The sequence below is a fragment of the Burkholderia sola genome (assembly GCF_905400185.1).
GTDB classification, from domain to species: Bacteria; Pseudomonadota; Gammaproteobacteria; order Burkholderiales; family Burkholderiaceae; genus Burkholderia; species Burkholderia sola.
The window spans coordinates 3,014,029-3,040,045 of sequence record NZ_FR989676.1; the positions used below are offsets into that span (position 1 = coordinate 3,014,029).

The following is a 26,017-nucleotide window of genomic DNA, read 5'->3' on the forward strand; positions in this document are numbered from 1 at the left end:
CACGCGGCCTCGACGGTCGCACGGATATCGGCGGTGATAAGAACGGAAGAAACGCGTCAGGCGCGCTCGGGCGGTGCGCGCGGATAGGCGCGCGGATAACGGTCGCCGCGCGCCGCGACGGCAGGCGACGCGGCGGCGGAAACGGAAACGACGGGAAGGGAGTCGACCGACACGGCGGCAGGCGCGCCGATGGCCGGGCTATGCGCGAAGAAACCGCAGTAGCCGCACGCGTCGAGATGCAGCGCATGATCGTGCATGCCGCGCGCATCGGACGGACGATGCGCGCCATGCTCGGTACTGCAGACGATCGCCTCGGGCGTGGCCGCATGGGCGATACGCCACTGCGACACCAGCGGCGCCGCGATCGCGATCCAGATCGCGAGCAGGCCAAGCCAGGCAGTCAGGTGACGATGTCGGTGCAGCATGTACGGCAACGAGTCAGCGGAATGTAAAAAACAGCCGCGATGTTACAGAATGTTCAACGTGATGACCAGTGCGGGCGCACGGTAAACGAACCGGGGGCGCATGGTTGTCAACACAACCATGCGCCCCCGCGTGCTGCGCGTGCCGGCAGCCGGACGATCAGGGCATCATGCGGCGCAGCACGTCGTCGCGCCGGATGAAATGATGGTAGAGCGCGGCCAGCGCATGCAGGCCGATCACGAAGTAGAACGCATTGCCGATCAGCTCGTGCACCTCCTTGATCGTCGGCCGCAGCGCCTTGTCGGGGCCGAACAGCGTGAACGACACGCCGAGCCAGTCGAGCGACACCGGCTTGCCGCCCATGTTGATCGTCATGATGCCGAGCAGCGGCTGCGCGATGACGAACGCGTAAAGCGCAAAATGTGCGAGCTTCGACAGCCAGCGCAGCAGCGTCGTCTGCGGAATCGGTTCCGGCACGCGGCTGACGACGCGCCACAGCACGCGCAGCACCGACAGCACGAGGACGAACGTACCGGCCGTCAGGTGCACGCTCATCCAGAACGCCCGGCTGTCGCTGCCCTTCGGTCCGCGGATCTCGATGGCCAGGTAGGCCAGCGCAACCAGCAGGAAGATGGCCCAGTGGAAGAAGATCGCGGGCGAGCTGTAGCGCGTCTGTTTCGCGAGGATGTTTTTCATGCTTCGTCTCGTGTCGTATTCGGGGAGGGGCGCCCATTGCAAACGGCCTGCGCCCGGCAAAGCTGTGGCGATTGTAGCCGCACGGGCGTCCAGTTTTGCACGGCGCGGTCAAATAACCGATGAATCGTCGGCGCGCGCCGCGTGACGGCTTGCCCTATGGAAAATCCGCATCGCGCGGGCGGGCGGCTGTGGCACGATGAAGCTTTGGTGCGACGGCGCGCGGGCATCATGAGCAAAGCGTTCTTCGTTGCGGCCTACCGGCTGATCGCCGCATTGCTCGCGGTGTCCACCACGCTGCACAGCGTCGCCGACTACTGGCGCCTGCCAAGCTTCCATCTCGGCAACTACCTCAGCTACTTCACGCAACTGAGCAGCCTCTACGCGGCCGCGATACTGGCCGCGGGGCTGTGGCGCATCGCGCGCCCCGGCTCGGCCCGCTACGAATCGATGCGCGGCGCGGCCGTGCTGTACGTGCTGATCACCGCGATCGTCTACGAGCTGCTGCTTGCGCGGCTCGATGCGCTGCTCCACGTCACGCCGGCGTTCAACAACTGGGTATTGCACCGGATCGTACCGCTCGTGATGCTGTGCGACTGGCTGTATGTCGAACCGCGCTCGCCGATTCCGCGCCGCAGTGCGTTCGCGTGGCTCGGCTTTCCGGTCGTCTATCTCGGCTATACGCTCGTGCGCGGCGCGGTGGAGAACTGGTACCCCTACCCGTTCGTCGATCCGCGGCCGCACGGCTACCTGCCCGTCGCGATCCAGTGTTCGCTGATCGCGCTCGGCGCGGTGGCGCTCGCGTTGTGCATTTGCTGGCTCGGTAATCATGCGAGACAGTCTGGCAGCGCGACGCTTAAGGAAGGATGAAGGCGGAAAGGTGAAAGAGGCGGGGGAGAAAGGTGGGAACGTGTGCGCCGCCCGGCGCACACGTGGCGATGCCGACGATCAGCCGCCGTTGCGCGGCAGGAAGTTCATCGGATCGACGACCTTGCCGTTCTGGCGGACTTCGAATTCGAACGTCGAACGACCGCTCGCGTCGGCGCCCATTTCGGCGACCGGCTGGCCCTGACGCACCGCGTCGCCTTCGTTGACGAGCAGCTTGCCGTTGTGCCCGTAGGCCGTGATGAGCCCGTTGTCGTGCTTCAGGATCACGAGCGGACCGTATGCCTTGACGCCGGTGCCGGCGTACACGACGCGCCCGTTTGCCGCGGCCCGCACCGAATGGTCGGGCCCGGATGCGGCGATCACGACGCCGCGCGTCTTGCCGGCCGAGAACGGTGTCGCGACGACGCCCGTGGCCGGCCATGCGAGCGAGCCCGGCTGGGCGGCCGCCGCGGGCGGCTGCCCGTACGAAGTCGCGGCCTGCGGCGGCGCGACCCGCAATACCTGGCCCGGCGACACGGCGTCCGTGGGCGCCATGCGGTTCCAGTTGGCGACGTCCTGCACGCGTTGCCCGTAAGCGTTCGCGATGCCCGCCAGCGTATCGCCGGGGTTCACGCGGTAATAACCGGCAATCACGCCCGGCGTCGCCGCCGACGTGGACGCCGGCTGGCGCGTGGGCTGCCAGCTGTCGGTCCACGGCGTCATTGTGCAGCCCGTCAGCGCGATGGCCGCGGCGACGAGCGCCGCCTGCGGCAGCCAGCGCGTGAGCGCGCCGTGGATGGGAATAGTTTCTCTCAAGGGTCCTCCCGGATTTGCGTCGTTGGGCCGCCCACCGCCCCCCGGCGCGCGACGCACGATGTCCGGCCGAACGGCCGGATCAATCAGTATCCGACCGCTTTCGCGGCCGTCAGTTTCCACAGCGGAACGTGGTGCGAAGCGCTCATCGGCCCTTTTTCGCGTCGTCCCGATCGGCAAAGATACCATTTGTCGCGGTCAAGGCTCCGACAGTTGCCCGATCCGGAAACAATCTTGCGGCGTCGCACGGGCGCCGGCGGCCTGCTGGCCGGGCCGGGCGGGCCGCCCAGTGGCTGCTCGCGGTTTGTCGCGGAGGCGCACCGCCGCCTGCCGTATCGGCGGCGTCATATTGTCCGCTTCGATCGCCGCCTATACTCGGTGATGCGCAGCGCGATCCAACGACAACGAGGACCATGACAATGAATAACGCGACGTTTCTCTCCGTGCAGCTCGACGCCGACGATTTCGCCGGTTCCAGCGGTCTGGTCGAATTGCTCAACCGGCACCTGCTGTTCGCGACCGACGTCGCCGAAGCGGCCGATGCGCTCGTCCAGCTGGCGAGCGTCACGCACCTGACCGGCGCCACGCGTCACAGCGTCGAGCTGCCGGTCCTCGCGATCGAACGGCTGCGCGACGCGCTCGACACGCTGAGCGGTTACGACGAAACGTGGCTGCAGGTGCTGGAACCGGCGGAAGCGCTGTTCCGCGATATCGGGCGCGGCAGACGCCCGCTGCACTGAACGACGGCGCATTGCGCGCCGCCAATGAAAAAGCCCGTCGTTCCGCTATGCGGAACGACGGGCTTTCGTACGACAGGGGGTCGGATGCGGTCGCCAGCGCGGCCGTACCATTAACGACCCTTGTAGACCGGTGCGCCGTCAGCGATGCGCTTGACTTGCCAGCCGGTTTTGGCAGCAGCCGGTACGCCCGATTCCTGGCCGGCGGCCGGTTGTGCGCCGTAGCCGGTCGTATCGGCGGCGGCGACGTTCTGTTGCGGGTTCACACGCGCTTCAGCGGCCTGGATGCCTTCCGGGTAGTTCGTACGGTCGCTGCCCAGCTTGTAGCCGGCCTGTTGCAGTTGAACCAGTTCGGCCTTCACCTGGGCACGGGTGACGGGCGCGTTCTGTTGAGCGAACGAGACGGCGGGGACAGCGAGGACGGCAGCAGCAGCGAACGTTGCGATCAGCGATTTCATGATTACCTCCGGGATTTTTTTGCTCCGCCGCACACACCATGTCTGCAGCGATGGAACAGAGTTTAGTCCCGGCAGCACCTAGGGAAAACCATGAAAGAACGAAAACACTGTTTCCCCGGAGCCAACAATGCTGGCATCCGGGATGGAAAAACCCTATTCAGAGCATAGATTTTCGCAACAATGCTGCTCCCGCTCGCCGGTCAGGCCCAGTTCGCGTGGAAGCTGCCCGGCTTGTCGGTGCGCTCGAACGTGTGCGCGCCGAAGAAGTCGCGCTGCGCCTGCACAAGGTTCGCCGGCAGCCGCTCGGAACGATAGCTGTCGAAGTACGCGACCGCCGACGCGAACGCCGGGACCGGCACGCCGGCCTTCACCGCGGCCACCACGACGTCGCGCAGCGCGGTCTGATAGTTCGCGGCGATGTCCTTGAAGTACGGATCGAGCAGCAGGTTCGCGAGCGCCGGATCCTTCGCGTAGGCGTCGGTGATCTTCTGCAGGAAGCGCGCGCGGATGATGCAGCCCGCGCGGAAGATCTTCGCGATCGTTCCGAGATCGAGGGTCCAGCCGTATTCTTCCGACGCCGTGCGCAGTTGCGCGAAGCCCTGTGCGTACGAGATCACCTTGCTCAGGTACAGCGCGCGGCGCACTGCTTCGACGAACGCGGCGCGATCGCCGTCGAACGGCGCGGCCGCCGGGCCCGACAGGATCTTGCTGGCGGCGACGCGCTCCGTCTTCAGCGACGACAGCACGCGCGCGAACACCGATTCGGTGATGAGCGGCAGCGGCACGCCGAGATCCAGCGCGTTCTGGCTCGTCCACTTGCCGGTGCCCTTCTGCGCGGCGCGATCGAGGATCACGTCGACGAGGTGCTTGCCGGTCTCTTCGTCCTTCTTGCCGAAGATCTTCGACGTGATCTCGATCAGGTAGCTGTCGAGCTCGCCCTGGTTCCATTCGGTGTACACCGCGCCGAGTTCGTCGTTGGTCAGGCCCGCGACGTCCTTCAGCACCGAGTAGCTTTCGGCGATCAGCTGCATGTCGCCGTATTCGATGCCGTTGTGGACCATCTTCACGTAGTGGCCCGCCCCGTCCGGACCCATGTACGCGACGCACGGCTCGCCGTCCGACGGCGCCTTCGCGGCGATCTGCTTGAGGATCGGCTCGACGAGATCGTACGCGTCGCGCTGGCCGCCCGGCATGATCGACGGGCCGCGCAGCGCGCCCTCTTCGCCGCCCGACACGCCGGTGCCGATGAAATGCAGCCCCGATTGCGCGAGTTCCTGGTTGCGGCGGATCGTGTCGGTGAAATGCGTATTGCCGCCGTCGATCAGCACGTCGCCCTTCTCGAGCAGCGGCTTCAGCGATGCGATCGTCGCATCGGTGGCTTCCCCGGCCTTCACCATCATCAGGATCCGGCGCGGCGTTTCGAGCGACGCGACGAATTCCTCGAGCGTATAGGTCGGCACCAGATTGCGGCCGGGGAATTCGGCGATCAGTTCGTCGGTTTTCTCGCGACTGCGGTTGAACACCGACACCGCGTAACCGCGGCTCTCGATATTGAGTGCGAGATTGCGGCCCATCACCGCGAGCCCGATCACACCGATTGCTTGTTTGCCCATTAGTCAATTCTCCGGAAAAAACGGGGCGCGACCCGAGCCGGGCCGCGCGCACAGGCGAAAGGATAGTGGAAACCCGGCGGCGCTGCCCGCTTGCGTGTCATTGCTCCGCGTGCGGCAGGCGCCGGAATGCGACGCTCAGGTTGTTCGCCGGCATCTCGACGACCTCGATGCAGTCGAGCCCGCGATCGAGCCCGAGTGCGACGACGGTCTCGAGATCGCGCACGCCCCACGACGGGTCGCGGCTGCGCAACTGCCGGTCGAAGGCCTCGTTCGACGCCGCCGTATGGCGGCCTTCGCGACGGTACGGGCCGTACAGGAACAGCACGCCGCCCGGCCGCAGCACGCGCGACGCGCCCGCGAACAGCGCTTCCGTACAGGCCCACGGCGAGATGTGGATCATGTTGATGCAGACGATCGCGTCGAGCGCCGCGACCGGCCACGGCGTGTCGCGCACGTCGAACGCCAGCGGCCCGGCGACGTTCGCGAGGCCCGCATGCGCGACCCACGCGGCGATCGAACGCCGCGCGTGCGCGTCGGGATCACTCGGCTGCCAGTGCAGGCCCGGCAACGCCTGCGCGAAGTGAACGACGTGCTGCCCGGTGCCGCTCGCGATTTCGAGCACGCTGCCGGTCGCCGGCAGCACGCGGCGGAGCACGTCGAGGATCGGCCCGCGATTGCGTTCGGCCGCCGGCGCCGACAGCCGCGCGGACGGATCGTGAGAAGAAGCGGCGCCGGTCACGATGCACGCTCCGCAGTGTCGCTGTTGCTGTTGCGCCCGAGCCCCAGCCGCGTCACCAGTGCGTCGAGCGCGGGTGCGCAGCGCGCCTCGACCTTCAGCGTCAGCATCGGGTCGGCGCGCGTATGGCCGAGATTGAGTGCGGCAACCGGCTTGTGCTGCGCCTGCGCCCACACGCAGAACCGGTAGCCGGAATACACCATCAGCGACGAGCCGACGACGAGCAGCGCGTCGGCTGCGTCGAGCGCCTGCGACGCCAGCGCCACGCGCTCGCGCGGCACGTTCTCGCCGAAGAACACCACCGCCGGCTTCAGCAGGCCGCCGCACGCGGGGCACGCCGGGATGCGGAACGTATCGAGCGCGGCCCATTCGAGATGCGCGTCGCCGTCCGCGGCCGGCTCGGCCTGCGCGCCCAGCAGCTCGGGATTGTCGGCTTCGAGCACGGTCTGGATCGTCGCCCGCGCATGATGCGCGCTGCAGTCGAGGCAGGTCACGCCGTTGATGCCGCCATGCAGCTCGATCACGTCGTCGCTGCCCGCGCGCTGATGCAGGCCGTCGACGTTCTGCGTGACGAGACGCTCGATCCGGCCCGCGCCGCCGAGCCGCGCCAGCGCGACATGGGACCCGTTCGGCCGCGCGCGGCCGACCACGGGCCAGCCGATCATGCTGCGCGCCCAGTAGCGGCGCCGCGCGGCATCGGAGCCGAGGAATTCCTGGAGCTGGATCGGCGGCGAGCGCATCCATTGGCCGTTGCGGTCGCGGTAGCCGGGAATGCCGGAATCGGTGCTGATGCCCGCGCCGGTCAGTACGAGCAGGCGCGGATGACGCTCGACGAACGCGTGCAGCGCATCGAGCGCGGCCGGATCGACGTCGGCGATGGAGGAGTCGGGCAAGGCTGTGTCGTTCATGTTGGCAACGTGATCGGTCGCGCGGGCAGGTCGTGCGCCCGCACGGGCGGCCACGCGCGCCAGCACATGATACAGAACGCCGTGCGATCGGGCGGGCTGCCGCCGCGGCTAGCCGCGGCACGCACCAGCACGCAAAAAGACGCCCATCGCCGCTCGGCGACGGGCGCTTCAAACAATTGATCCATCGGGGTAGTGGATCAACTGACAGCACAATGTTGCGACGTCCGTCATACCGCGATCGACGGACGCTCCCCCGGACTTCACGTGTTCCGCACTGCCGCGCCCATCGGCGCGTCATCGGCTTTCCCGACCCGATCCCGTTCGTCGCGCTCGTCACGCCGATGTCATGCGCGGCGTGCAAACGCATTCGCCGCGCGACGGGGTGCGTTGCGCCATGGAATGACGATTCGGGATCCGGGCCGCGGCCATCCGCCAGCGTTCGCGGTTCATCCTGGACGGCCGACCGACATTGGTCGGACGCGCGCGTCACCCATGCACGCCGTCGTTCAGAACGAACCCGATCGTTCGGATGGAACGGAAAGCCGCTCGCTCACGTCGCCGCGATCAGCGGCGAAGCGAATACCCTGGCAGGTCGGCGATTCATGTTTGCAACACGGCATGTTGCGTTTCGGTCTTTTTTCATTCTCTTGTCCCCGTCTTCGATACATCCGACCCACTGAAGCGATTGCCGGGCCAACTGCACCTGCAATCGCGCTCACGGCGCATACAACCATGCAAGGAGCGCACCATGCTTCATGCCGCAAGGCCGCGCGGGCACATCAGGGGCCGCGGGCAGGCATCGTGCCCCGTCAGAAAGCGCGAATGTTTCGAAACTGAAACGCACCGGCGGTGGCGTCGGTATCGTCGGGTTGGCGCGTTGCAGGGCGGCCAGTCGCCTTACAATCGCCCCACGATCGGCGGCGCGCGTGCGCCCGGACTTGCCCTTTCCCGCGGCGCACCACCGCCCGACCGGAACCCGAACTCGCTGCCTGTCCGACACGAAGCACGGGCCGGATATCGACTACCGCATGCTGTTCTACGGCACCGATCGCGACAACCGCGCGTCGCAATGCGCGGCGTTCCGCCCGGGTCTCGCGTTGCGAAGCGGATAGCGCGGGGTTTGCGCCGTCCCGCTCGTGCATCGCGCAAACACGCTAGCATTCGGACACGGAGCGCCCGCATGCTTCCGCTGCCTCGCCGCCAAGGACCCGACATGACCCCACCCGCTTCCGCCCCTCCCGACGTCGCGCATCGCGTGTTCTCGTCCGGGCGGCTGTCGATCGGCCTCACGCTTCCGCTGCTTCGCGGCGGCCACATCGTCGCGGACTTCAACGAGCAACTCGAACTCGCCGCGCTGGCCGATTCGCTCGGCTTTCGCGCGCTGTGGATTCGCGACGTGCCGTTGAACAGCGCCGACTATCCGGACCCGGTCGGCCACCTCGACCCGTGGGTACTGCTCGGCGCACTGGCGTCGCGCACCCGCCGGATCGCGCTCGCCAGCGGCGCGATCGTGCTGCCGCTGCGTCATCCGCTGCATATCGCGAAAGGCGCGCTGTCGGTCGCGACGCTGTCGGGCGGGCGCTTCATCCTCGGGCTCGGCTCCGGCGACCGGCCACCCGAATATGCGGCGTTCGGCGTCGACGCGGAAACCCGGCGCGACCGCTATCGCGCGCACTGGGACGTCGTCGCGGCCGCGCTCGGCATGCCGGCGCGCGTGCTGCCCGACCAGACGCCACCCGATGCGCCCGCCTTCACGCTGCTGCCGCGCGACGGCGACGCGGTGCCGATGCTGGCGGTCGGCTCGGGCGGACAGAGCGTCGACTGGATCGCACGGCATTCGATCGGCTGGATGACGTATCACCGCGATCCGGATACGCAGCGCGCCCGCTATTCGATGTGGCGCGCGGCGGTCGAGCGGCTCGCGTCGCCGCAATTTCGCGCGTTCGGCGTATCGATGCGGCTCGATCTCGCCGCGCATCCGGATACGCCCGCCACCGCGCTGCCGCTCGGTTATGCGACCGGGCGCCGCGCGTTGGTCGATATCCTGCGGGACATGCGCGCGGCCGGGACGCACCATGTCACGCTGAATCCGGGATCGGACCGGCCGGTGCGCGACGTCGTCGAGGAAATCGCCGAGCATGTGTTGCCGGTCTTTCACGACGAACAAGCGTGATTCATCAGGAATCCCAATTCACATGATGCGACGCGAGCGCTGATCGTGGCCGGGCGAATGCTCCCGCAACGGCGCATCCCTGACAGGAATCGGCAACGGCGCGTTACAGACGCCTTACGACCGGGCCAACATGACGTTCCTGTCGATATCGGACGGTCGACCGTCCGTATCCGGCACACGGCTTGCCGGCATGTGCCGCCGACGCCCGTGCCGGCGCCTTCATGCCCGATTCAACTCGTCGACGACGGAACTATTCGGTTTCGATCGCGATCATGTTAACTTCCGTCCATCGTTCAGCCTGGCGGGCCGCGTGACGAGACGCACCCGCATGCCCATTCCATGCGACATATCCTCCTCGGCTGGCTGCTCGCCGCCGTCGTCTCGGCCGCTCACGCGGCCGCTCCCGCACCGGCCGCCGCGTCGGCCGCCTCCGGCGCCGCGCCCGCACTGACGCCGCAAGAGGCGCGGCAGGCACTGAATGTGCTCGAAAACCCGCGCGAGCGTGCGCAGGTCGAAACGACGCTGCGCGCGATCGCGGCCGTCGGCGCGTTGAGCGCACCCGCCGTGCCGGCAAGCGCGGCGCCGGCAGCCAGCGGCGCATCGGCTGCCGCGGCGCCGGCCGCGCTCACGTCGAACGGGCTCGCCTCGATGCTCGTCCGTCAGGGCTCGCGATGGGCCGCGCAGATCGGCAACGCGCTGCAGGAGTCGCTGCGCTCGCTGCTCGATATCGGTTCGGTGGGAAGCTGGTGGCGCGACAAGCTCGTGCGCGCCGACGAGCGTGCGAACCTGACGCGCACGCTCGGCATCCTCCTCGCGGTGCTGCTGCCTGCGCTCGTCGTCGAATGGCTCGCGAAGCGGCTGCTGCGACGCGCTCTGGCCGCGGTGGCCGCGCGCCGCGCGGCGCCCGATGCCGCCGCATCGGACGAGGACCACGCGCCCCCGCCGTCGCAAAGCCGAGGCCACGCCCGCCGGCACACCACGCTGCTGAACCGGATGCCGCGCGCACTCATCAGTCTCGCGCTGCGCGCGGTACCGCTGCTCGTGTTCGTCGGCGTCGCGAGCCTGACGATGTCGTTGCTCGTCGAAGCCGACACGCCGATCGAAGCCGCGCTCGAAGCGTTGATCGACACCTACGTGATCTGCCGGCTCGTCACGATCGTCAGCCGGCTGTTCTTCCAGCCCGACGCGCGGCAGTTGCGGCTGCTGCATATCAGCGACGCATGGGCCGCGTTCGCGCAACGCTCGATCGCGCGGATCGTGATCGCGGTCGGTGCATGCACGGCGGCCGTCGAGATCGCCGCGAACTTCGGCCTGACCGAAGCCGGCCATGTCGCGCTGCTGAAGGCCGTCGCGCTCGTCGGGCACGTGATGATCTCGGTGCTGATCCTGCAGTGCCGCCGGCCGGTCGCGGCACGCATCCGCGCCGCCGGCGCGGATCGTCCGACCTTCACCGTCGTCGGCAACGCGCTCGCGGACGCGTGGGCGCCCGTATCGGTCTTCATCGTGATGGCGCTGTGGTTCGTGTGGGCGCTCGACGTCCACAACGGCTACCGCGTACTGATCGCGCTCGGCGGCCGGTCGATCGCCGTGATGATCGCGATGCGGATGGTGTCGATCGTCGTGTTCGGTGCGCTCGCGCGGCTGTTCCAGCGCCGCGACGACGATCGCACGCTCGTTCATCTGCACGCATACCGCTACTACCCGCTGCTGCGCCAGATCGTGTCGGGCGCGATCGGCGTCGTGACCGTCGTGCTGCTACTGCAGATCTGGGGCGTGCCGATCTTCCGCGCATTCGAGACGGGCACGATCGGCCACCGGCTCGCGTCCGCGCTGGTGACGATCGCGATCGCGGCGATCGTCGCGCTCGTCGTGTGGGAAGCGGCCAACATCGCGATCGAGCGCCGGCTGCAACGCTGGACGCGCGAAGGCAACCTGGTGCGCGCCGCGCGGCTGCGCACGCTGCTGCCGATGCTGCGCTCGCTGCTGTTCGTGATGATCGCGCTCGTCGTCGTGCTGACGGGCCTCAGCGAACTCGGCGTAAACGTCGGCCCGCTGCTGGCCGGCGCCAGCATCTTCGGCGTCGCGCTCGGTTTCGGCTCGCAGAAGCTCGTGCAGGATTTCATCACCGGGATCTTCCTGCTGATGGAAAACGCGATGCAGGTCGGCGACTGGGTCACGCTCGCCGGCGTGTCGGGGACGGTCGAATACCTGTCGATCCGCACCGTGCGGCTGCGCGCCGGCGACGGGTCGCTGTACACGATTCCGTTCAGCTCGGTGACGACCGTCAACAACACGAATCGCGGGCTCGGCAACGCGGCCGTCAAGGTCAGCATCGCGTACGGCGAGGACGTCGAGCGCGCGATCGCGACGCTGAAGGAAATCGGCGCCGCGTTGCGCGACGATCCGAAGTACCACGACGGCATCCTGTCGGACTTCAGCTACTGGGGCATCGACCAGGTCGACGGCGCGGCGCTCGCGCTGGCCGGTCAGATCCAGTGCACGGACTCGGCGCGCTGGAGCGTGCAGCGCGAATTCAACCGGCGGATCGCGGAGACGTTCCTCGAACGCGGGATCCGGATCGCCAATCCGCAGCGCAGCGTCGTGGCCTATGCGGACGGGTCGCGACCCGTCGGCAGCGATGACAACGACGCGCGCCCAGACGCGCAGAATACCGCCGAACCGGCGGCCCGGCCGCCGTCGCCCGACGCAGCGGAGCGCAAGCCGGGATGATCGCGATCGCCCGGGGCCGGTGACCGGCGGCGCTCAACGCGCGGCGGGCTTCTTCACGCGCGCCGTGCTTTTCGCGGCGGGCGGTGCGGCCCCCGGCTTCGCCGCACGTCGTTTCGCCGCGGCACCCTGCCCGCGCTTCGCGGCGGTTTCCGGACCAGCGGCCCCCGCATCGCGCTGCGCATGCCATTGCTCGAGCAGCACGCGCGTCTGGTCGGCAATCGTGTCGGTCACCAACGCCGCGCGTTCGCCCTCGAACGCGTCCCATTCGAGCAACTGCAGCGCCGAACGCTGCGCGATGTGGAACACCGTGATCTGCCCGAACAGGCTCAGCGCGCGCAACCGCGTGACGGGATCGTCGGCCGGCCGCCCCGAGATGCGGCCGATCAGCTCCGCGCTCACGTCGTTCAGCGGCTTGCGCATGCGCTTCATCAGGATTTCGCTCGCGCTCGCTGGTTCCTGGCCGCCTTGCTCGCGCGCGAAGAACATCCGCTGGTTCATCGTCTTCGGCGCGGTGAACATTCGGTCCGACAGCGCCCGCAGCAGCCCGATGAACGCATCGATCAGCGCATCGACGCTCGCGTGGGCGTCGAGCATCGCACGCGCATGGCCGACCGCCGGCGCGAACACCTGCCAGCCGTGCTCGGCGATCGTCTCGACGCACGCGCGGTACACGCCTTCCTTGTTCTCGAAGTAGTACTGGAGCGCCGGCGCGTTCACGCCCGCCATCGCGGCGATCTCGCGCGTCGACGCGCCCGCGAACCCGCGTTCGCCGAACAGTTCGATCGCCGCCTCGATGATCCGCTGACGCGTTTCGTCGCCGCGCGCGTAGCCGCCCGCCGACGTGCGGCGCAGCTTCTTCGCTTCGTTCATGCCTTCCTCGTCATTCGCTCGATCGACATTCTACTTGACACAATTTTATCAACTGGAATAATTCTTCCACTTGGAATAAATTGGATCCCGCATGTCGACGCCACAAGACCCGCCACAGAAAGCAGATCGTCAGGAAAACGGAACAAAACCTCGCAACGGCGGAACGAGGCGGCGCGTCCTGCTCGCGGTCGCCGTGCTCGCGACTGTCGGCGGCGCGGTGTGGCTCGGCCGCTGGTGGACGGTCGGCCGCTTCATCGAAAGCACCAACGACGCGTACCTGCAGGCGGACAGCATGACCGCCGCACCGAAGGTCGCCGGCTACGTGACCGACGTCTACGTGCGCGACAACCAGCCCGTGAAGGCCGGCGATCCGCTCGTGCGGCTCGATGTCCGCCAGTACCAGGTGGCGCTCGCGCAAGCGCAGGCGACCGTCGACGCCCGTCGCGCCGATATCGCGCGCGCCGAGGCCGACATCAGCCAGCAGCGCGCGAATCTCGACCAGGCCGACGCGCAGGCGAAGGTGTCGCGCATCAACGCGCAGCATGCGAGCGACGAATACACGCGCTATGCGCCGCTCGCGGCGACCGGCGCCGAAACGCACGAACGCGTGGCAGACCTGAAGAGCACGCGCGACCAGGCGGCGGCGACGCTCGCCGCGAACAACGCGTCCATCGCCGCCGCCCGCACGCAGATCGCGTCGTTCACCGCGCAACTCCAGCAGGCGCGCGCGCAGCTCGAGGCCGCGCAGGCCAGCGCCGCGCAGGCGCAGCTCGACCTCGACAATACGATCGTGCGCAGCACGCTCGCGGGCCGCGTCGGCGACCGGACGGTGCGCGTCGGCCAATACGTGCAGCCCGGCACGCGGCTGCTGACCGTCGTGCCGGTCGATTCGATCTATCTCGTCGCGAATTTCAAGGAAACGCAGATCGGCAACATGCGCATCGGCCAGCCCGTCGAGCTGCACGTCGACGCGCTGCCGGACGGCCCGCTGTCCGGTGTCGTCGACAGCTTCGCGCCCGGCACCGGCGCGCAGTTCGCGCTGCTGCCGCCGGAGAACGCGACCGGCAACTTCACGAAGATCGTCCAGCGCGTGCCGGTGCGCATCCGCCTCGCCGCGAACGCTCGCGCGCAACGCATGCTGTTGCCCGGGCTGTCGGTGACGGTCGACGTCGATACGCGCTCGGTGCGCGACGAGCAGCATCATGGCTGATACGCCCGCCACGATACCCATGCCGCCGCACGAAAGCCGCGCGAGCGTGACCGACTGGATCGCGGTCGCGGCCGGCGCGCTCGGCGCGCTGATGGCGACGCTCGACATCTCGATCACGAATTCCGCGCTGCCGCAGATCCAGGGCGAAATCGGCGCGACCGGCACCGAAGGCACGTGGATCTCGACCGGCTACCTGATGTCGGAAATCGTGATGATCCCGCTCGCCGCGTGGCTCACGCGCGTGTTCGGGCTGCGCAATTTCCTGCTGACGAACTCCGCGCTGTTCATCGCGTTCTCGATGATGTGCGGCTGGTCGCATTCGCTGCCGATGATGATCGCCGGCCGGATCGGCCAGGGCTTCACCGGCGGCGCGCTGATCCCGACCGCGCAGACGATCATCCGCACCCGCCTGCCGCTGTCGCAGTTGCCGGTCGGGATGACGCTGTTCGGCCTGATCGTGCTGCTCGGGCCGCTGTTCGGTCCGGTGCTCGGCGGCTGGCTCGCGGAAAACGTGAACTGGAGCTGGTGCTTCTTCCTGAACCTGCCCGTGTGCCTGCTGCTGATGGCTCTGCTGGTGTTCGGCCTGCCGTCGGACCGCCCGCAATGGAGTGCGTTCTTCAACGCGGACTGGCTCGGCATCCTCGGCCTCGCGATCGGCCTGAGCTCGCTGACCGTCGTGCTCGAGGAAGGTCAGCGCGAACGCTGGTTCGAATCGCAGATGATCGTCACGCTAAGCGTCGTGTCGTTCGTCGGGATGGTCCTGATCGCGCTGTCGCAGCGCTTCGCGAAGCGGCCGATCATGCGGCTGTCGCTGATGCGCAACCCGCGTTACGCGAGCGTGATCGTGATCGTGTCCGCGGTGGGCGCCGGGCTGTACGGCGTGTCCTACCTGCTACCGCAGTTCCTCGCGATCGTCGCCGGCTACAACGCGGAACAGGCCGGTGCGATCATGCTGCTGTCGGGGCTGCCGGCCTTTCTGGTGATGCCGATCCTGCCGCGCCTGCTCGGCAAGGTCGATTTCCGCATCCTCGTGATCACCGGGCTGCTGCTGTTCTGCCTGAGCTGCATGCTCGACATCAGCCTGACCGCGCAGAGCGTCGGCCACGATTTCGTGTGGTCGCAACTGATCCGCGGCCTCGCGCAGATGCTCGCGATGATGCCGCTCAACCAGGCGTCGATGGCGGCCGTCGCGCGCGAAGACTCGGGCGACGCGGCCGGGCTCTACAACATGGCGCGCAATCTCGGCGGCTCGATCGGGCTCGCGATCATCGGCACCGTGATCGACCGCCGCACGACCTTCCATACGGCCGTGCTGCGCGAATCGGTGAGCGCGAACTCGCTGATCGGTCAGGATCGCCTGTCGGCCTATGCGGCCAACTGGTTCGCGCACACCGGCGATCTCGCGTATTCGAACATGCGCGCGCTCGGCCAGTTCGCGCGGCAGATCCAGATCCAGGCCGTCGTCATGACCTATTCAGAAACCTTCTATCTGCTGGGCCTCGCGCTGCTCGCCTGCGTGCCGCTCGCGCTGCTGCTGAGAACGCCGCCGCGCGGCCCGCAACCGATGTCGTCCGGCCATTGACCCGTCATACGCGATGAAATCCTTCTCCCTGCCCCGCCGCCCCGTGCTCACCCTGTGCGTGGCCGCGTGCCTGCTCGCCGGCTGCACGGTCGGCCCCGACTATCGCGGCGCGCCCGCCGCGCCGGATGCGCCGACCTTCGTGCGTGCGCCTGCCACCGGCGTCGACACCGCCGCGCCCGCGCCGAGCGCGTGGTGGCACGCGTTGAACGATCGCCAGCTCGACGAGCTGATCGTTGCCGCGCTCGTGTACAACCCCGACCTGCACGCCGCGCAAGCGCGCTTGCGCGCGGCGCGCGCGCAGCTCTCGCAACAGCGCGCCGCGCAGATGCCGAAATCGTCGGCCACCGTCGCGGCCATCCGCATGCGCGAACCGGACGTCGGCGCGCTCGGCTCGCTGCTGCCGTCGAACGGCTCGGAACAACCAGGCAGCACGTCGCCGTCGCTCGGCGGCGCGGGCCCGCTGCAACTCTATTCGGCGGGCTTCGACGCGACGTGGGAAATCGACCTGTTCGGCGGCACGCGCCGCGCGGTCGAAGCCGCGTCCGCGCAAGCCGAGGCCGTCGATGCCGATCTCGCCGACACGCAGGTGTCGATCGCGGCCGAAGTCGCGAATGCGTACGTCGACCTGCGCGACCAGCAGCAACGGCTTGCGTTGTCGCGGCGCACCGCGCAATTGCAGCAGCAGATGCTCGAACTCACGCGGCAGCGGCGCGCGCGCGGCGTCGCGGCCGATGCGGACATCGAGCGGCTGACCACGCAGGTCGAGAACACCCGCGCGTCGTTGATCCCGCTCGATGCCCAGGTGACCGAATCGCTCGACCGGCTCGCGATCCTGACGGGCCGCGCGCCGGGCGCGCTGGACGCCGCGCTGTCGACTCTGGACGCCGCATTGCCGACGCTGCCCGGCAGCGTCGCGATCGGCGATCCGGCCACGCTGCTGAAACAGCGCCCCGACATCCGCGCGGCCGAACGCCGGCTCGCATCGAGCAATGCGCAGATTGGCGAACACGTCGCCGACTATTTCCCGAAGGTGACGTTGCTCGGCGATCTCGGCTTCAGCGCGACCGACCCCGGCCATTTGTTCCGCAAGCAGAATTTCACCTGGGTGGGCGCACCCTACCTGCAATGGAACATTCTCGATTTCGGGCGTACGCGCGGCGCGGTGCGCGCAGCCGAAGCGTCGCGCGACGAAGCGGAAGCGAATTATCAGAAGGCCGTGCTCGGTGCGTTGCAGGACGCCAATACCGCACTGCAGCGTTACGGGCATCAGCGCGAGCACGTCGTCGCATTGACGAAGGTGCAGACGTCGGCCGTGCATTCGTGCACGCTGATGGACCAGCGCTATCGCGCGGGCGTCGCGTCGATGATCGACCTGCTCGATACGCAACGCGAAGCGCTGTCCGCGCAGCAGAACGTGATCGCCGGGCAGGCCGAACTGATCAAGGACTATGTGTCGGTGCAGAAGAGCCTCGGGCTCGGATGGCAGGCAAGCGCCGGTTGACTGCGCGGCCGAAAATCATGCACGGCCGATACATCATCCTCATCGAAACAATCCGGCAATAACTCATTGCGCGCGCAACAATACGGCTTGGTTTCTTGCGCAACAAACAGGCTCGCACCGCATCGCCCCACGGCTATCGAAAACATATCGAATATCAATTAGCCAATCGTCTGACGATCTCTTCTAATTCAGTCGGCTTCCCCACCACCGATCGGATTCAAGGAGTTCCATCGTCATGTCCTCATCTTCCCATCGCGTGCTGCGGCACGCAGTCGCCGCGATCTGCGTCGCACTCTCCGCCTCTCCGTACGCCGCCGAACTCACGCGCGACACCGGCGCGCCCGTCGGCGACAACCAGAATTCGCAAACGGCCGGCCCGGCCGGCCCGGTACTGCTGCAGGACTCCGCGCTGATCGAGAAACTGCAGCGCTTCGATCGCGAACGCATTCCGGAACGCGTCGTGCATGCGCGCGGCACCGGCGCGTTCGGCGAGTTCGTGCCGAGCGCCGACATCTCCGACCTGACGAAAGCGAAAGTCTTCACGCCGGGCACCCGCACGCCGGTGTTCGTGCGCTTCTCCACCGTGATGGGCTATCGCGGCTCGCCGGAGCAGGCGCGCGACCCGCGCGGCTTCGCGGTGAAGTTCTATACGCAGCAGGGCAACTGGGACATGGTCGGCATCAACTGGCCGGTGTTCTTCATTCGCGACGGCATCAAGTTCCCCGACTTCGTGCACGCGAACAAACCGAGCGCCGTGACCGGCGTGCAGGACCCGAACCTCGCGTTCGACTTCTTCGCGCACACGCCCGAAGCGACCCACATGCTGACGCGGCTGTACACGGACGAAGGCATGCCCGATTCGTATCGCCACATGGACGGCTTCGCGGTGCATGCATTCAAGTTCGTCAATGCGCAAGGCGACGTGCATTACGTGAAGTTCCACTGGAAGAGCCAGCAAGGCGTGCACGGCCTGCGCCCGCAAGAAATCGCCGCATCGATCGGTCGCGACTGGAACCTGATGACGAACGATCTGTACGGCGCGCTGAAACAGGGCGATTTCCCGAAGTGGGACCTGTACGTGCAGGTGCTCACGCCGAAGGACCTGAACCGCTTCGACTTCGACGCACTCGACGACACGAAGGTGTGGACCGGCGTACCTGAACGCAAGATCGGCACGATGACGCTCAACCGCGTGCCCGACAACTACTTCCAGTCGACCGAGGAATCGGCGTTCGCGCCGTCGCGGCTCGTGCCGGGGATCGAACCGTCCGAAGACCGGATGCTGCAGGATCGCCTGTTCGCGTACGCCGACACGCAGCTGTACCGGCTCGGCGCGAACTACATGGATCTGCCGATCAACCGCCCGGTCGTGCCGGTCGTCAACAACAACCAGGACGGCAAGATGAATGCCGGCGACCGCAAGGGCGAGGTCAATTACGAACCGTCGACGCTGAACGAACTCGCGCAGGATCCGCAGTACAAGTCGGTCCGCATGGCGCTCAGCGGCACGACGCAGCAGGAAGCGATCCGCAAGAAGCTGCCGTTCCGTCAGGCCGGCGAGTACTACCGCAGCCTGTCGCAGCAGGACAAGGACGACCTCGTCACCGCGCTGTCCGGCGATCTCGGCCAGGTGAAGAACGCGCAGAACCAGTACGCGATGCTGTCGTACTTCTACAAGGCCGACGCCGACTACGGCACGCGTCTCGCGCAAGCCGTTCACGCGAACGTCCAGCAAGTGCAGTCGCTCGCGGCGAAGCTGAGCGACAACTGATCCCTCGCGGCTCCGGTCGCTGCCGACGTGTGCGCTCGCGCCGCCCGCGTCGGCCCGGCCATTTCATCAGGACTTCCCCATGCGAACCGAACGCTTCACCCACGCGATTCGCGCGGCCGCGGCGGCGCTCGCGCTGGCCGCGCTCGCCGGCTGCGCGCACCTGCCCGACCGGCCGACGTACGGCAAGGCCGACCCTGCCGCGCTGCGCCGCTATGACGACGACTGGTTCGACGCGGCGCGCGTCGGCCGCGTCGATATCCTGCGCGCGTTGCACGACGCCGGCTATCCGGTCGACGCGACCGACAGCCACGGCTACACGGCCGTGATCCTCGCGTCGTACGACGGCCAGCCCGCGGCGCTCGACTACCTGTTGTCGGTCGGCGCCGATGCGTGCGCCGGCGATCGTCACGGCAACACCGCACTAATGGGTGCGCTGTTCAGGAACGAACCCGACATCGCGCGACGCCTGATCGACACGCGCTGCCCGATCGACCAGACGAACGGCGCCGGCGAAACCGCGCTGGGGTTCGCGACGCTGTTCAACCGCTTCGAGCTGATTCCGCTGCTCGTGGCGCATGGCGCGAATCCGAACCATGTCGACCGGCGCGGCCAGTCGCTGCTTCAGCTCGCGCTGACGCACGACAACATGTATGCCGCGGACGCACTGCGGAAGGCCGGCGCAAAACAGTAGCGCGACTACGCGTCAAATGGCGCGACCCATTCGCTGACCTCCATCCGCGTCGCCATCACGCGATGCCCACGCCCTGTCGCGCACGTGTGCGCCCAGCGGTCCCGTCGTCGCCAGCCAGCGCAGACGCACCGCCTCGTCGACCAGTCCGCCCGGCCGCCCTGCCGGCTCGATCTTTAAACACCAACGCGAACCGACGCGCGCATCGAGCCGAAACACCGCGCGCATGAACACCGCGCCGCCCCCTGTTCGTCCGGGCGTTCCGCTTCGGCTCCCCCTCCTTTCGGCGCCTTTCGCCGCCTCCATCGAATCTCCATCTTTCCGCATCAAAGCCCCCAACTAATCCAAGCACACTCCGCCCCGTCAAAGCAGGCAGTGGGCTGCCTGCGCTTCCTGGAGTCGCTATGAAGAATCAGAAACGATGCTGCCACGGCGCCGTATGCGCGCTGGTGGCGGCGATGCTGGTGGGTTGCGGGCCGGCCGAGCAGCAGGCCGCCGCACCGGCCACTCCGGTCGCGGCCATGACCGTGACCGCCATGCGCGTCGACGTGACCGAAGACCTGCCGGGCCGCGTCGCGGCCGTGCGGGTGGCCGAGATCCGGCCGCAGGTGAGCGGCATCGTGCAGCGCAGGCTGTTCGAACAAGGCACCGAAGTGCGCGTGGGCCAGCCGCTGTTCCAGATCAATCCGGCGCCGTTCAAGGCCGAGATGGATACCGCCGCCGCGTCGCTGCAGCGGGCACAGGCCGCGCTCGAACGCGCGAAGGTGCAGACCGCACGCTTCAAGCCGCTCGTCGAGGCCGATGCGATCAGCCGCCAAGTGTACGACGACGCCGTATCGCAACGCGACCAGGCCGCGGCCGACGTCGCGCAGGCCCGCGCGACGCTCGCGCGCCGCCAGCTCGACCTGAAGTTCGCGACCGTGGAAGCGCCGATCGCCGGCCGCATCGACCAGGCGCTCGTGACCGAAGGCGCGCTGGTGTCGAGCGGCGACAGCCAGCCGATGGCGCGCATCCAGCAGATCGACCAGGTGTACGTGGACGTGCGCCAGCCGGCCGCGTCGCTCGAAGCGCTGCGCGGCGCGCTCGCGTCGCAGCCGCAAGCGTCGGACCGCAACGGCCTGCCGGTCGACGTGCTGCGCGACGACGACACCCGCTACGACGTGAAGGGCCGCATGCTGTTCTCGGGCGTCAACGTCGATCCGGGCACCGGCGACGTGCTGCTGCGCGTGCTGGTCGACAACCCGAAGCGCCAGTTGCTGCCGGGCATGTACGTGCGTGCCCGGATTCCGCGCGCGCACTACGCGAACGCGGTGATGGTGCCGCAGCAGGCCATCGTGCGCGCCGGCGGCAAGCCGCAGGTGTGGGTGCTCGACACAAAGGGCATCGCGCACCTGAAGGCGGTCGAGGTCGGCGAACTGACGAACCGCAGCTACCGCATCAAGTCGGGCCTGCAGGCCGGCCAGAAGATCGTCGTCGAAGGCATGGAACGCCTGACCGACGGCGCGCCGGCGGCCGCGACCGACTGGAAGTCGCCTGACGCGGCCGCCACCGCGTCCGCGCACTGAGTCACGAGGAGCCTCCAGCCATGGCTGAATTCTTTATCCGACGCCCGGTGTTTGCGTGGGTGATCGCGCTCTTCATCATCCTGACGGGGCTGATCGCGATCCCGCAATTGCCGGTCGCGCGCTATCCGTCGGTCGCGCCGCCGTCCGTCACGATCACCGCAACCTATCCCGGCGCCACGCCGCAGACGATGAACGACGGCGTGCTGAGCCTCATCGAGCGCGAACTGTCCGGCGTCAAGAACCTGCTGTACTTCGAATCGTCGGCCGACACGTCCGGCGGCGCGCAGATCACCGTCACGTTCAAGCCCGGCACTAATCCTGAGATGGCGCAGGTCGACGTGCAGAACAAGATCAAGTCGATCGAGCCGCGCCTGCCTGCCGCGGTGCGCCAGAACGGGCTGATCGTCGAATCCGCATCGTCCGGCTTCCTGATGCTGATCGGCCTGCGCTCCGACAGCGGCCGCTTCGACGAAGGCGCGCTCGCCGACTACATGGCGCGCAGCGTGTCCGAGGAGTTGCGGCGCATCGACGGCGTCGGGCGTGTGCTGCAATTCGGCTCCGAGCGCGCGATGCGCATCTGGGTCGATCCGCAGAAGCTGATCAATTTCGGCCTGTCGATGAACGACCTGACGACCGCGATCGGCCAGCAGAACGTGCAGATCGCGCCGGGCAGCCTCGGCGCGCTGCCCGCGCTGCCGGGCCAGCGCGTGACCGTGCCGCTGACCGCGCAAGGTCAGCTCACGACGCCGGAGGAATTCGCGAAGGTCGTGCTGCGCGCGAACGCGGACGGCTCGAAGGTCGTGCTCGGCGACGTCGCGCGCGTCGAACTTGGTTCGCAAAACTACATGTTCGTGAGCCGCGAGAACAACAAGCCGGCCACCCTCGCCGGCGTCCAGCTCGCACCGGGCGCCAACGCGGTGAAGACCGCAGACGCGATCCGCACGCGCATGGCTGAACTGAGCAAGTCGATGCCGTCTGGCATGAGCTATTCGATCCCGCTCGACACGTCGCCGTTCGTGAAGATCTCGATCGAGAAGGTGCTGGCCACGCTGTTCGAGGCGATGGTGCTCGTGTTCCTCGTGATGTATCTGTTCCTGCAGAACGTGCGCTATACGCTGATCCCGGCCATCGTCGCGCCGGTCGCGATGCTCGGCACCTTTGCGGTGATGCTGCTGACCGGCTTCTCGATCAACGTGCTGACGATGTTCGGCATGGTGCTCGCGATCGGCATCATCGTCGACGATGCGATCGTCGTCGTCGAGAACGTCGAGCGCCTGATGGCCGAGGAAGGGCTGTCGCCGAAGGACGCGACGTCGAAGGCGATGAAGGAAATCACCGGCGCGATCATCGGCATCACGCTGGTGCTGACCGCGGTGTTCCTGCCGATGGCGATGGCGAGCGGCTCGGTCGGCGTGATCTACAAGCAGTTCACGCTGTCGATGGCCGTGTCGATCCTGTTCTCCGCGCTGCTGGCGCTGACGCTCACGCCGGCCCTGTGCGCGACGATGCTCAAGCCGCTCGCACCGGGCCATCACGAAAAGCGCGGCTTCTTCGGCTGGTTCAACCGCCGCTTCGATCGCCTGACGACCTGGTACGAGACGCGCGTCGGCCGCCTGGTCGGCCGCACCGGCCGCGTGATGCTCGTGTTCGTCGCAATCGCGGGCGCACTGGTGTTCGGTTTCCGCAGCCTGCCGTCGTCGTTCCTGCCGGACGAGGACCAGGGCTACTTCATCACCAGCTTTCTGCTGCCCGCGGACGCTACCGCCGAGCGCACGCATGACGTGGTCAACACGCTGGAGAAGCATCTTGCTTCGCGTCCGGCAATCCAGTCGAGCATTTCCGTGATCGGCTACGGCTTCTCGGGCCAGGGTCCGAACGCGGCGATCAACTGGTCCGTGATGAAGGACTGGAAGAACCGCGGCGGCGCATCGACGCTCGAGGAAGGCATGCTCGCGCAGCAGGCGATGGCCGGCGTGACCGAAGGCACGGTGATGAGCCTGCTGCCGCCGGCGATCGACGAGCTCGGCAACAGCTCGGGCTTCTCGATGCGCCTGGAAGACCGCGCGAACCAGGGCACGGCCGCGCTCAAGGCAGCGGAAGTCAAGCTGCTCGAACTCGCCGCGCAAAGCAAGGTCGTGACCGGCGTGTACCCGGACAGCCTGCCGGCCGGCACGAGCATCCGCCTCGAGATCGACCGCGCGAAGGCGCAGGCGCTCGGCGTGTCGTTCACGACGCTCAGCGACACGCTGTCGACCGCGATGGGCTCGACCTACGTGAACGACTTCCCGAACGCAGGCCGCATGCAGCAGGTGATCATCCAGGCCGACGCGCCGGCGCGCATGCAGATCGACAACGTGATGAAGCTGTACGTGCGCAACGCGGCCGGCGGCATGGTGCCGCTGTCCGAGGTGGTGCGCCCGGTGTGGGCCGACACGCCGCTGCAGATGGTGCGCTTCAAGGGCTATCCGTCCGCACGGATCTCGGGCACCGCCGCCCCCGGCCAGTCGAGCGGCGCGGCGATGGCCGAGATGGAACGGCTCGCCGCGCAACTGCCGCCGGGCTTCGCGGTCGAGTGGACCGGCCAGTCGCTGCAGGAACGCCAGTCGGCGTCGCAGGCGCCGATGCTGATGGTGCTGTCGATGATCGTCGTGTTCCTGGTGCTCGCCGCGCTGTACGAAAGCTGGTCGATTCCGCTGTCGGTGATGCTGGTGGTGCCGCTCGGCCTGATCGGCGCGATCGGCGCGGTGCTGCTGCGCGGCTTGCCGAACGACGTGTTCTTCAAGGTCGGGATGATCACCGTGATCGGTTTGTCCGCGAAAAACGCGATCCTGATCGTCGAGTTCGCGAAGCAGTTGCGCGAGGAAGGCAAGGGATTGATCGAGGCAGCCGTGCAGGCGTCGAAGCTGCGCCTGCGCCCGATCCTGATGACCTCGCTCGCGTTCGGCCTCGGCGTCGTGCCGCTGATGATCGCGACCGGCGCCAGCGCCGAGACGCAGCATGCGATCGGCACCGGCGTGTTCGGCGGCATGGTGACCGCGACGGTCCTGGCCATTTTCTTCGTCCCTGTTTTCTTTGTGTTCGTGATGAGCATCCAGGAGCGCATCGGCGCATGGCGGGCGTCCCGCAAGCAGCCGGCCGCCCCGACTCACGGACAGGAAGGTTGATGCCATGCGATTGCTTATTCTTCCCCTCGTCCTCGCGCTGTCGGCCTGCTCGCTCGCGCCGACGCTCGTCAAACCCTCGATGCCGGTGCCGACGGCCTACACCGCCGCCGCGGCCGCCGATCTCGACGCGAATGCCGCCGACCTCGGCTGGCGCACGATGTTCGGCGACCGCCGCCTGCAGCGCCTGATCGAGCTCGCGCTCGACAACAACCGCGACCTGCGCGTGGCGGCGCTGAACGTCGAGGCCGCCGAGGCGCAGTACGGCATCCAGCGCGCCGCGCGGCTGCCGTCGATCGGCGCCGGCGCGAACTTCACGCGCCAGCGTACGTCGGACGACACGCAGTCGAATCCGCCGCTGTTCGGCACGACGCAGAACCAGTACGGCGTGAACGTCGGCATCAGCGCGTTCGAGATCGACCTGTTCGGCCGCGTGAAGTCGCAGTCGGATGCCGCGTTCGCACGCTACCTCGCGACCGATCACGGCCGCCGCGCGGTGCAGATCTCGCTCGTCGGCGGCGTGGCCGACGCGTACTTCGCGGAACGCCTCGCGTACGAGCAACGCCAGTTGTCCGAGCGCACGCTCGCCGACTGGCGGCAGTCGCTCGATCTCGCGCGCCGCCTGAAGGAAGCGCATCAGGCGAGCGGCGTCGACATCGCGCAGGCCGAAGGCCAGGTCGCGAGCGCGACGGCCGATCTCGAAGCGCGCACGCGCGCCGTCGAGCAGGCGCGCAATGCGCTGCGCGTGCTGGTCGGCGCCGAACTGCCGAAGGATCTGCCCGAGCCGCTGCCGCTTCAGCAGCAACCGATGATGACGCAATTGCCGGCCGGCCTGCCGTCCGAACTGCTGTTCCGTCGCCCGGATATCCAGCAGGCCGAACAAAACCTCGTCGCCGCGAATGCGGACATCGGCGCCGCGCGCGCCGCGTTCTTCCCGCGCCTGTCGCTGACGTCGTCGATCGGCTTCCTCAGCCCCGCGATGGGCAGCCTGTTCGACGGCGGGCAGCGCGTATGGAGCTTCGCGCCGCAGGTCACGGTGCCGATCTTCCAGGGCGGCCGGCTGCGTGCCGAGCTGCGCCTCGCGGAAGTGCGCAAGTCCGGCGCGGTCGCCGAATACGAACGCGCGATCCAGGCCGCGTTCCGCGAAGTGGCCGACGGCATCGCCGGACGCGAAACCTTCGGCCGCCAGATCGACGCGCAGACGCGCGTGGTCGGCTCGGCCGAGCGCCGCACCGACCTGTCGAATCTGCGCTATCGCGCCGGTGTCGAGGGGCGGCTGGAGTTGCTCGATTCGCAGCGGCAGCTCTATGCGGCACGGCAGGCGCTGCTCGACCTGCGCCGCAGCGAGCTCGGCAATGCCGTTGCGCTGTACAAGGCCCTCGGCGGCGGCCTGACGGACCAGGACGTCGCACCGTCGAAGCACGTGGTGCAGAACTGAACGAACGGCGCCGCTCCGCCCGCGCAGCAGCGTGGCAGAACGGCGCGCCCCGCCCCCGGCAATGGGCCGCCCCGATTGTT

The 26,017-nt window shown here is 67.9% G+C and carries 20 protein-coding genes; 12 read left to right on the forward strand and 8 right to left on the reverse strand.

The annotated features are described in order from the left end of the window. Positions 1–56: 56 nt before the first annotated feature. Both KR541_RS29875 and KR541_RS29880 read right to left on the reverse strand, forming a co-directional pair. On the reverse strand, positions 57–425 hold the full coding sequence (locus KR541_RS29875) for a DUF2946 domain-containing protein (RefSeq protein WP_050011406.1): 369 nt from the start codon (positions 423–425) through the stop codon (positions 57–59). 157 nt (positions 426–582) lie between these two features. Beyond that, positions 583–1,119, reverse strand: a complete 537-nt coding sequence (locus KR541_RS29880; protein WP_050011307.1) for a cytochrome b — start codon at positions 1,117–1,119, stop codon at positions 583–585. A gap of 228 nt (positions 1,120–1,347) precedes the next feature. On the opposite strand from KR541_RS29880, the gene KR541_RS29885 reads away from it, so the two are divergent. Beyond that, a complete protein-coding gene (locus KR541_RS29885) occupies positions 1,348–1,986 on the forward strand; it encodes a Pr6Pr family membrane protein (protein ID WP_089489725.1) in 639 nt (212 codons plus the stop codon). A 78-nt stretch (positions 1,987–2,064) separates the two neighbouring features. Here the strand turns inward: KR541_RS29885 and KR541_RS29890 are convergent, their stop codons facing one another. Then, on the reverse strand, positions 2,065–2,799 hold the full coding sequence (locus KR541_RS29890) for a M23 family metallopeptidase (protein WP_050011308.1): 735 nt from the start codon (positions 2,797–2,799) through the stop codon (positions 2,065–2,067). A 416-nt stretch (positions 2,800–3,215) separates the two neighbouring features. Between KR541_RS29890 and KR541_RS29895 the strand changes: the two genes are divergently transcribed. After that, complete coding sequence (locus KR541_RS29895) at positions 3,216–3,536, forward strand: hypothetical protein (RefSeq protein ID WP_011694691.1); 321 nt, start codon at positions 3,216–3,218, stop codon at positions 3,534–3,536. 110 nt (positions 3,537–3,646) lie between these two features. Here the strand turns inward: KR541_RS29895 and KR541_RS29900 are convergent, their stop codons facing one another. The 4 genes from KR541_RS29900 to KR541_RS29915 all read right to left on the reverse strand — a co-directional run bounded on the left by KR541_RS29900 (position 3,647) and on the right by KR541_RS29915 (position 7,248). Next, positions 3,647–3,991: a DUF4148 domain-containing protein gene (locus KR541_RS29900; RefSeq protein ID WP_069618486.1), complete on the reverse strand. Its 345-nt coding sequence runs from the start codon at positions 3,989–3,991 to the stop codon at positions 3,647–3,649. Between the two features lie 200 nt (positions 3,992–4,191). Further along, on the reverse strand, positions 4,192–5,604 hold the full coding sequence (gene gndA, locus KR541_RS29905; protein ID WP_050011310.1) for an NADP-dependent phosphogluconate dehydrogenase: 1,413 nt from the start codon (positions 5,602–5,604) through the stop codon (positions 4,192–4,194). Between the two features lie 97 nt (positions 5,605–5,701). Beyond that, entirely contained in the window at positions 5,702–6,343 is a 642-nt protein-coding gene (locus KR541_RS29910; RefSeq protein ID WP_050011311.1) for a DUF938 domain-containing protein, read from the reverse strand. After that, positions 6,340–7,248, reverse strand: a complete 909-nt coding sequence (locus KR541_RS29915; protein ID WP_089489150.1) for an NAD-dependent protein deacetylase — start codon at positions 7,246–7,248, stop codon at positions 6,340–6,342. Before KR541_RS29915 ends, KR541_RS29910 begins: the two co-directional genes overlap by 4 nt. 1,213 nt (positions 7,249–8,461) lie before the next feature. Between KR541_RS29915 and KR541_RS29920 the strand changes: the two genes are divergently transcribed. Beyond that, positions 8,462–9,421, forward strand: a complete 960-nt coding sequence (locus KR541_RS29920) for an LLM class oxidoreductase (RefSeq protein ID WP_216089987.1) — start codon at positions 8,462–8,464, stop codon at positions 9,419–9,421. A gap of 339 nt (positions 9,422–9,760) precedes the next feature. Then, a complete protein-coding gene (locus KR541_RS29925; RefSeq protein ID WP_089489149.1) occupies positions 9,761–12,151 on the forward strand; it encodes a mechanosensitive ion channel family protein in 2,391 nt (796 codons plus the stop codon). A 33-nt stretch (positions 12,152–12,184) separates the two neighbouring features. On the opposite strand, the gene KR541_RS29930 is transcribed toward KR541_RS29925, so the two are convergent. Beyond that, positions 12,185–13,021 carry a CerR family C-terminal domain-containing protein gene (locus KR541_RS29930; protein ID WP_050011315.1) on the reverse strand — a complete coding sequence of 279 codons (837 nt, stop codon included), beginning with the start codon at positions 13,019–13,021 and terminating at the stop codon, positions 12,185–12,187. Positions 13,022–13,112: 91 nt separating this feature from the next. Here KR541_RS29930 and KR541_RS29935 point away from each other — a divergent pair, with 91 nt between their 5' ends. From KR541_RS29935 to KR541_RS29970, 8 genes are all read left to right on the forward strand, one after another. Continuing rightward, on the forward strand, positions 13,113–14,231 hold the full coding sequence (locus KR541_RS29935) for an HlyD family secretion protein (protein WP_124630539.1): 1,119 nt from the start codon (positions 13,113–13,115) through the stop codon (positions 14,229–14,231). Then, complete coding sequence (locus KR541_RS29940) at positions 14,224–15,813, forward strand: MDR family MFS transporter (RefSeq protein ID WP_089489147.1); 1,590 nt, start codon at positions 14,224–14,226, stop codon at positions 15,811–15,813. Before KR541_RS29935 ends, KR541_RS29940 begins: the two co-directional genes overlap by 8 nt. A 13-nt stretch (positions 15,814–15,826) precedes the next feature. Next, complete coding sequence (locus tag KR541_RS29945; RefSeq protein WP_124630540.1) at positions 15,827–17,314, forward strand: efflux transporter outer membrane subunit; 1,488 nt, start codon at positions 15,827–15,829, stop codon at positions 17,312–17,314. A 235-nt stretch (positions 17,315–17,549) separates the two neighbouring features. Then, complete coding sequence (locus tag KR541_RS29950) at positions 17,550–19,085, forward strand: catalase (RefSeq protein ID WP_124630541.1); 1,536 nt, start codon at positions 17,550–17,552, stop codon at positions 19,083–19,085. A 79-nt stretch (positions 19,086–19,164) separates the two neighbouring features. Next, positions 19,165–19,776, forward strand: coding sequence for an ankyrin repeat domain-containing protein (locus KR541_RS29955; RefSeq protein ID WP_176015430.1), 612 nt, complete (start codon positions 19,165–19,167; stop codon positions 19,774–19,776). A gap of 401 nt (positions 19,777–20,177) precedes the next feature. Continuing rightward, complete coding sequence (locus tag KR541_RS29960) at positions 20,178–21,338, forward strand: efflux RND transporter periplasmic adaptor subunit (protein WP_050011321.1); 1,161 nt, start codon at positions 20,178–20,180, stop codon at positions 21,336–21,338. Between the two features lie 20 nt (positions 21,339–21,358). Then, positions 21,359–24,502, forward strand: coding sequence for an efflux RND transporter permease subunit (locus KR541_RS29965; protein WP_124630544.1), 3,144 nt, complete (start codon positions 21,359–21,361; stop codon positions 24,500–24,502). 4 nt (positions 24,503–24,506) lie between these two features. After that, the gene (locus KR541_RS29970) at positions 24,507–25,937 is read left to right on the forward strand and encodes an efflux transporter outer membrane subunit (protein WP_050011323.1); all 1,431 of its coding nucleotides are present in this window, start codon (positions 24,507–24,509) and stop codon (positions 25,935–25,937) included. The last annotated feature ends 80 nt before the right edge of the window (positions 25,938–26,017 follow it).

Coding starts and splice junctions, on each gene's coding strand:
- KR541_RS29895 (WP_011694691.1), top strand. CDS start 3,216: ATGAATAACGCGACGTTTCTCTCCGTGCAGCTCGACGCCGACGATTTC.
- gndA (WP_050011310.1), bottom strand. CDS start 5,604: ATGGGCAAACAAGCAATCGGTGTGATCGGGCTCGCGGTGATGGGCCGC.
- KR541_RS29900 (WP_069618486.1), bottom strand. CDS start 3,991: ATGAAATCGCTGATCGCAACGTTCGCTGCTGCTGCCGTCCTCGCTGTC.
- KR541_RS29915 (WP_089489150.1), bottom strand. CDS start 7,248: ATGAACGACACAGCCTTGCCCGACTCCTCCATCGCCGACGTCGATCCG.
- KR541_RS29940 (WP_089489147.1), top strand. CDS start 14,224: ATGGCTGATACGCCCGCCACGATACCCATGCCGCCGCACGAAAGCCGC.
- KR541_RS29945 (WP_124630540.1), top strand. CDS start 15,827: ATGAAATCCTTCTCCCTGCCCCGCCGCCCCGTGCTCACCCTGTGCGTG.
- KR541_RS29875 (WP_050011406.1), bottom strand. CDS start 425: ATGCTGCACCGACATCGTCACCTGACTGCCTGGCTTGGCCTGCTCGCG.
- KR541_RS29925 (WP_089489149.1), top strand. CDS start 9,761: ATGCGACATATCCTCCTCGGCTGGCTGCTCGCCGCCGTCGTCTCGGCC.
- KR541_RS29935 (WP_124630539.1), top strand. CDS start 13,113: ATGTCGACGCCACAAGACCCGCCACAGAAAGCAGATCGTCAGGAAAAC.
- KR541_RS29950 (WP_124630541.1), top strand. CDS start 17,550: ATGTCCTCATCTTCCCATCGCGTGCTGCGGCACGCAGTCGCCGCGATC.
- KR541_RS29880 (WP_050011307.1), bottom strand. CDS start 1,119: ATGAAAAACATCCTCGCGAAACAGACGCGCTACAGCTCGCCCGCGATC.
- KR541_RS29885 (WP_089489725.1), top strand. CDS start 1,348: ATGAGCAAAGCGTTCTTCGTTGCGGCCTACCGGCTGATCGCCGCATTG.
- KR541_RS29970 (WP_050011323.1), top strand. CDS start 24,507: ATGCGATTGCTTATTCTTCCCCTCGTCCTCGCGCTGTCGGCCTGCTCG.
- KR541_RS29960 (WP_050011321.1), top strand. CDS start 20,178: ATGAAGAATCAGAAACGATGCTGCCACGGCGCCGTATGCGCGCTGGTG.
- KR541_RS29965 (WP_124630544.1), top strand. CDS start 21,359: ATGGCTGAATTCTTTATCCGACGCCCGGTGTTTGCGTGGGTGATCGCG.
- KR541_RS29920 (WP_216089987.1), top strand. CDS start 8,462: ATGACCCCACCCGCTTCCGCCCCTCCCGACGTCGCGCATCGCGTGTTC.
- KR541_RS29930 (WP_050011315.1), bottom strand. CDS start 13,021: ATGAACGAAGCGAAGAAGCTGCGCCGCACGTCGGCGGGCGGCTACGCG.
- KR541_RS29955 (WP_176015430.1), top strand. CDS start 19,165: ATGCGAACCGAACGCTTCACCCACGCGATTCGCGCGGCCGCGGCGGCG.